Annotated in this window: 5 protein-coding genes; 4 read left to right on the top strand and 1 reads right to left on the bottom strand. The window is 53.7% G+C overall.

The features are described from left to right. On the top strand, positions 1–1,004 hold a 1,004-nt coding region (locus tag OXH16_12470; GenBank protein ID MCY3682208.1), incomplete at its 5' end, for a sulfatase-like hydrolase/transferase. Here OXH16_12470 and OXH16_12475 read toward each other — a convergent pair. Then, the gene (locus OXH16_12475) at positions 1,001–3,664 is read right to left on the bottom strand and encodes a TonB-dependent receptor (GenBank protein ID MCY3682209.1); all 2,664 of its coding nucleotides are present in this window, start codon (positions 3,662–3,664) and stop codon (positions 1,001–1,003) included. The two genes, OXH16_12470 and OXH16_12475, sit on opposite strands and share 4 nt — an antisense overlap. A gap of 214 nt (positions 3,665–3,878) precedes the next feature. Here OXH16_12475 and OXH16_12480 point away from each other — a divergent pair, with 214 nt between their 5' ends. From OXH16_12480 to OXH16_12490, 3 genes are read left to right on the top strand one after another with little or no spacing between them, the layout of a single operon-like run. Then, positions 3,879–4,388: an acyltransferase gene (locus tag OXH16_12480; protein ID MCY3682210.1), complete on the top strand. Its 510-nt coding sequence runs from the start codon at positions 3,879–3,881 to the stop codon at positions 4,386–4,388. Next, positions 4,385–5,521: a hypothetical protein gene (locus tag OXH16_12485; GenBank protein ID MCY3682211.1), complete on the top strand. Its 1,137-nt coding sequence runs from the start codon at positions 4,385–4,387 to the stop codon at positions 5,519–5,521. The genes OXH16_12480 and OXH16_12485 overlap by 4 nt, the downstream gene beginning before the upstream one ends. Positions 5,522–5,532: 11 nt before the next feature. Then, positions 5,533–6,309, top strand: a complete 777-nt coding sequence (locus tag OXH16_12490) for a phytanoyl-CoA dioxygenase family protein (GenBank protein ID MCY3682212.1) — start codon at positions 5,533–5,535, stop codon at positions 6,307–6,309. Positions 6,310–6,349 lie beyond the last annotated feature (40 nt).

Genomic DNA, 6,349 nt, shown 5'->3' on the forward strand with positions numbered 1-6,349 from the left:
TGAACCAGGCGACCATTTTGATGCGCAACAACGAGATGGTGCCTCAGGATACGTACATGGCGTTTTTGCACGCGCGCGGCCTGGCAGAGGAGCACATTGCCGATTACGCGCGCCGAAGCCGGGAGGGTGTGTGGACGGCTACTTTCCCGACGACACTTCCCGACGATGCGTATTTCGACACCTGGATCACGAACAATGCGCTCACCCTTCTGGACAGGGTGCCCGACGACAGGCCGTGGTATTTGGAGGTAAATCTGCAGAATCCCCATCATCCGTGGGATATTACCGAGTCGATGCATCAATGGTACCGCGAGCCGCCCGTGGAATTTCCTCTTCCCGTGTTCAATACCGAGGATATTGCGCCCGAGACGCACCAGGAGGTGCGTCGCAACTGGGCGGCCACTGTCGAACATCTCGATTCTTGCCTCGGGCGTCTCGTCGCGCGGGTGCATGCGAGGGGTGATCTCGACAACACGATCATTGTGTTTACCAGCGACCACGGCGAGATGCTCGGCGATTACGACCAGTGGCAGAAGTTGTCGCCTCTACAGGCGTCGGTGGGGGTTCCGCTGGTGATCGCTGGTCCGGGCGTGGGGGCTTTCGGACGCGACGACGCTCCGATGACGACGCTGGATCTGACCGCCAGCTTTCTCGAGTGGGGCGGCCTGAACCCCGGTGATGATCTCGATAGCCGTTCTCTCGTCAATTATCTCGGTGCCCGAGCGCGCAGGCATCGAGACCTGGTATTTTCCGGCCTGAGTGCCTGGCGCATGGTTTTCGACGGGCGTTTCAAGCTGGTTCGCGGCTATGATCCAGAGAAGCGCATTGGGGGCGATGTCTTTGAACCGATGCATGTGCCGTCCGACGAGACGGAGCGTCTTCAGCGCGAGCGTCCCCAGTTGCTGTTCGATCTACAGCGCAATGAAAGGGACGATGTCACCGCTGAATTTCCCCAGGTCTTTCGGCGACTGAGCTCCGCCCTTGATGAGCATCTGGCTCATTAATAATCGTAGGATAGCGAAATATTCCAGCGGCGGGACAGTCCGAGGAAGACGAGCGCGGTTGAGGCGTCGTGGTTGTCGCCATCGTCTGCATCGGAAATATAGCGCGCGTCGAACAAATTGAAGATGTGCAATTGCAGTTTTACTTTGCCATTGCCAAATGTATTGCCGGGCAGGATATAACCCGCGTGGAGATCAGCCAAATTATAATTTGGCACTTTCCACGATTGCTGGCGGTCATCGGGATCTGTTCGGTTGGCGGGATCGAATTTGGCGTAGTGATCCATAAATCGCCTCAAGCTCAGTGTGGTGTAAAGCCCGCGCATGGGAAATACCGTACTGCTCAGCGCAAGGGTTTTTTGCGCCGAGTCGCCTACCTTCAATCCATTGGCATAGACTTGAAACGTATCTGCAACCAATGGGTCTTCTTCGGGGAAAAATGTGGCGCGCGCATCGTTGAGCCATTCCCAATTGCCGAGCGAGACCATGCTGTGCACCTCCAACCTGGGATGGGGGCGCGCCTTGACGTCGAACTCTATGCCTGTGTGCCGCGCGTCAATGCCGCTGAGCAAAAACCGAAAGTTCTGGTCGAGCTTTGCGCTGTAAACGCTCTTGGGCCACGAGCGGTCGATCCATTTGGTGTAATAGAAGTTTGCGTTTCCGGTTATCACCCCGCGTTTGAGATAGCCTGCGCCCAACTCAAAAGACGCCACTTTTTCATTGAATGTGGGATCGTAGAGGCTGTTGTCGTAGTGATAAACCGATCCAAATTTGGGGGCTGTTGAAAGCCAGCCCATATTGGCATACACATTGACCGTAGGGGTCATATTGTAATTGCCCCCCGCCTTGAGCGTATAACCTCCAAAGCTTTTCCAATCTGTCTGATCCCATTCCCCATTGACCCTGGCGCGAAAATAGTCGATGCGTTTATAAGCTGTTATGGATGCCGATGTGCTCAAAAATGCCGTAAAGTTGTTCACCTGCCTTTCGATTTGCACAAACCCGCCCCCCCAGCGCGTCAGACCATCGGTGTGATATGCGATCCTGTCTCCAAGGCGTTTAACAGAAGTCGCGGCATTGCTGTCGCCTGTAAAAACGTAATAATCTGCCCCTATCAAATTTCGCACTTCGCGCCAGTGCTGCCCCTCATAGCCGCGCAGATCAATGCCAAAGGCGAGCTTATAGGCAGGCGTTAGCGCGTATTCGCCCGTGCCCAAATATCCGTAATAGTATTGCAGGCTGCCCGTGTTTCGCATAATGGTCTTTGCCGCAATCTCAAAGGCTCCGACCTCGCCTGTAAGCACCAGGTCGGGATTGGCTCGTGATGCGGGTTCCGTATTCAACTCATCTACTGCGTGTTGCCAGTCGATGCTGCCGTCTGCCCGGGTTCCCGGATTGACGCCCAGGCGCCCCAGGCCTCCGCCCTTGCCGCGCGCCCAATAAAAGACATTGGACAAAACAAACCGATCGTTGGGTATCCAATACCAGTTCAAATTGGTTTGTGTTTTGTGATAGTAGTTCTCGCGTTCCATAATGGTCGCGTTGTCGCGCGCGTCGCGCACCTTGCCGTTAAAGAATTCCCGATAGGATGAAAACGGCGAATATCCCCAGTTGGGATTGTAATTGACCCCGTAATTTTTCGCATCTGCTGCGCCTGCGCCCAAAGACTGCGCATAATTGGCATCAAAAGTGCCAATGGGCTGCTTGAACAGGCGGTGCCCGTGGCGTTGCGGCGTACCCACGACAAACAACTCGAATTTGTGTGTTTCAGAGGCCAAAAAGCTCAACGCTCCGAAATACGCCCACCCTTCTGTCCATGTTTGATCGGGTATGCCATTGCCAACTTTGCGTGAAATGCCCACGCTCAGCGCGGTTTTTTCATCGAGTAAGCCCGATGAAAAATTGACCGTGGTTTTGTAATAGGCACTGGTCGCGGCTTCCTGTTTGATCTTAAACCCGCGCTGTTGACGGGCGGCATCGGTAATAATGTTCAGCGTGCCCCCCACCGAGGCTATCGCCAAATTTGAGGCACCCAATCCGCGCTGCACCTGTATGGACGACGTCACATCGCTGAGAACATCCCAGTCAACCCAATAGACCCACCCGGTTTCCATATTGTTGACTGGCACGCCATTGACCATGACGGCGATGTTGCGCTGGTCAAATCCCCGCACATTGATGCGCGAATCGCCATCGCCACCGCCTTGCTCTGTCGCATAAACTCCCGGCGTATCGTTCAAAAGCATCGGCAGGCTGCGAGAGCCGAGTTTGCGATCTATATCGGATTTTGGCACATCGGAGAACGCAATGGGCGTTTCGCGCAATTTGGCGCGCGGCGCGCTCACAACGACCTCTTCAAACTGCATGGCTTCGGGCGTTAGCGCCACAGCCAACGCACCCATTCCCTCTTTTACAGTGATGGTATCGCGATATTCCTTATAGCCCACAAAGCTGATGACGAGCGTGTGGCTACCTTCGCTGACATTGGGAATCGCAAAATTTCCATCGAGGTCTGTGGCTGTTCCCCTCGCGTGCGTTTCCAAATAAACATTTGCGCCGATTAGCGATTCTCCGGTTTTCTCATCGCGCACCTGGCCGCTGAGCACGGCGGCGGACAGGGTTGCAGGCGCGAAAAACAAAAATATCAGGAAAATTTGCTTCATAAAAACCTCGTGTAATTACTGTGATATGGGGCGCGGCAATGCCGAAATATAGGTAGGCGATCTTCCTTAGACAACAGAGATTATCCGGCAATAGCGCGTGGTATGTAGAACTTTTAAAAAGAGACAGCGGTGAATTTCAGCCGGGCTTTGCAGGGGCAAATACCATTGCATCGCGTCCTGTAATTGATTAATCTGTGTGCGGAGGGGAATTCTTATGTTTGAGATAGACCGATCGGCATTTAAGGCGATTGGAGAGTCGGTTCATTTTGATCCGTTGGTCGATATTCGGCATCCGGAATTGGTGCGTGTTGGCGATGATGTGGCGTTTCACAATGGGGTTTTTGTAAATCCATGTGGCGCGTGGATCGATATTGGCAGTCACACGCATTTTGCGCCGTATAGCGTGTTGTACGGGCCTTTGACCATTGGCAATTATGTGGCGGTGGCGGCACATGTGGTTTTTGCGAGTGTGGGACATGGGTACGATCGAATCGATATTCCGATGGTGCAACAAAGGGTGCAAAAGCGGGAGATTGTCGTGGAGGATGATGTGTGGTTTGGTGCCAATGCCGTGGTTATTGGCGGGGTGCGTATTGGTGCGCATAGTATTGTGGGCGCGGGCGCGGTTGTGACGCGCGATGTGGAGCCGTATTCGGTGGTTGGAGGCACACCGGCTCGGTTGATCAGGAAGCGAGATGAGAGAGAGGAGAGGAATCCGAGATGACAGGGCGCGAATATTTAGAATCGATTATGCCGACGCGCGAGATGGTGGATCATTTTGTGACGCCTGCGAAGGCAGATGTGCCAGCGGAGTTGGCGAGGATTATGTGTAATAATGCACAGTCGGCGTTTGATCCCGAGATCGGATGGGTGGTTTGTGATGGGTTTCGCGGGGGTGGGGTGGATGATTCGCGCGGATTTTACGCTTATCAGAAAGACGGTGCGCGGCAGGTGGTTAATTACGCGGATCGCCCGTGCCGCATTCATACGTATGGGAATAGTTTTACGCATTGCGATCAGGTGAGCAATGGGGAGACGTGGCAGGAGTATTTGGCCGCGCATTTGCTGGAACCTGTTCGCAATTACGGCATTGGCGGGCACAGTGTGTATCAGGCGTATCGGCGAATGTTGATTGTGGAGCGGGAATATCCCGCCGAGTACGTGATTTTGAATGTGTGGGATGACGATCACTTTCGCAATTTGGACGCATGGCGGTCCATTCGCATGGGAAGACAGGGGCGGTTTACGCTGCCGCATTTGCGCGTGAATCTGGAAAGTGGAACCGTGGAAGAGCGCGAGAATTTGTGCAAGACGCCCGAGGAACTCTATCGGCTGTGCGATGCGGATTGGGTGTGGGAGATGTTTGGCGATGATCCGATTTTGCATGCGGTTATGGCGCGTAGGGGCAGTGCGGAAGATGCGTCGGCTATGGCGCAGAGTATGGGGGGAGAATTCGAGAATGCGGGATCGGATGCCGAGGTCTATAGCTTGCATACCGAGGCGGCTTTGTTTGCGACGCGGTTTGTAATTGAAAAGGTAGAGGCATTTACAAAGGCCAATGGAAAAAAGTTGCTGGTGATTTTGTCATTTGGTTCGGGTAATATAGCTCGGGCATTAGAAGGTGAGCCGCTTTTTGACCAGACGTTTTTGGATTGGTTGGCGACAAAGGATGTGCCTGTGATCGATTTGCGCGATGCTTTTCGGGAGGCGTACGCGACATATCGGGGGGATGTGCAGGCGTTTTTGGAACCGTATTATATTGGGCATCATACGCCGCGCGGAAATTTCTTTTTTGCATGGGCGATTAAAGATCGAATTGTGGAATGGCTCGATCCCAGGCCATTGCCCTATCGATAGGAGAATGCGATATGACCCCAGAAGAAAAGTTTATGTTTGATCTCGACGGGTATCTGGTGATTAAAGATGTGTTGAGTCAGGAGGAATTGGATGTGCTCAATGCGGTGGCGGATAGAGAATTTCCCAGGGATTACGGGGATGTGGAGGCGGATAATGAATTTGGCAATGCCAGAGGTGTGCGCCGCGCGCCGAGTATTATGGATTGGGATGTGGCGTGTCGGGATTTAATCGATCATCCCAAGGTGTTGCCCTATCTCGTTGCGTTGTTGGGACCAAAGTTCCGCCTGGATCACGATTACGCCATTTTTATGCTGAAGAATGGGAAGCGAGGTAGTTTGCACGGCGGCAAGCCGGATTTGTTTCACCATTATTACAGGTATCGAGATGGCGTGATGCAGTGTGGTTTGTCGGTGTTGACGTATGTGTTGTCGGATGCCGATGCAGGGGATGGGGGATTTGCCTGTGTCCGGGGTAGCCATAAGAGCAATTTCCGGATGGATTTGCCGCGCGATGTGCAGCGGTTTGAGCGGGTTCCGCACTATGTTGTGCAGCCAGAGGCAAAGGCGGGGGATGCGATTTTTTTTACGGAGGCATTGGTACACGGCACGTTGCCGTGGCGGGCAGATCACGAGCGCAGGGTGTTGCTTTACAAATACGGTCCAGGGCATTTGATTTCCGCGCCAAAGGGGTACGATGGTTCGGTTTATGAGGGGCTGACCGAGCAGCAGAAGCGGATTTTGGCGTCTCCCGGCGTCCACGACCGGCCGGATGTGCGAATAGACGAATAGACGAATAGACGAATAGACGAATAGACGAATAGACGAATAG

It is taken from the genome of Gemmatimonadota bacterium (genome assembly GCA_026705765.1).
In the GTDB taxonomy this organism is placed as follows: Bacteria; Latescibacterota; UBA2968; order UBA2968; family UBA2968; genus VXRD01.

Excerpts from the sequence above, each read along its gene's own strand:
- OXH16_12480 (MCY3682210.1), top strand. The coding sequence starts at position 3,879 with ATGTTTGAGATAGACCGATCGGCATTTAAGGCGATTGGAGAGTCGGTT.
- OXH16_12475 (MCY3682209.1), bottom strand. The coding sequence starts at position 3,664 with ATGAAGCAAATTTTCCTGATATTTTTGTTTTTCGCGCCTGCAACCCTG.
- OXH16_12490 (MCY3682212.1), top strand. The coding sequence starts at position 5,533 with ATGACCCCAGAAGAAAAGTTTATGTTTGATCTCGACGGGTATCTGGTG.
- OXH16_12485 (MCY3682211.1), top strand. The coding sequence starts at position 4,385 with ATGACAGGGCGCGAATATTTAGAATCGATTATGCCGACGCGCGAGATG.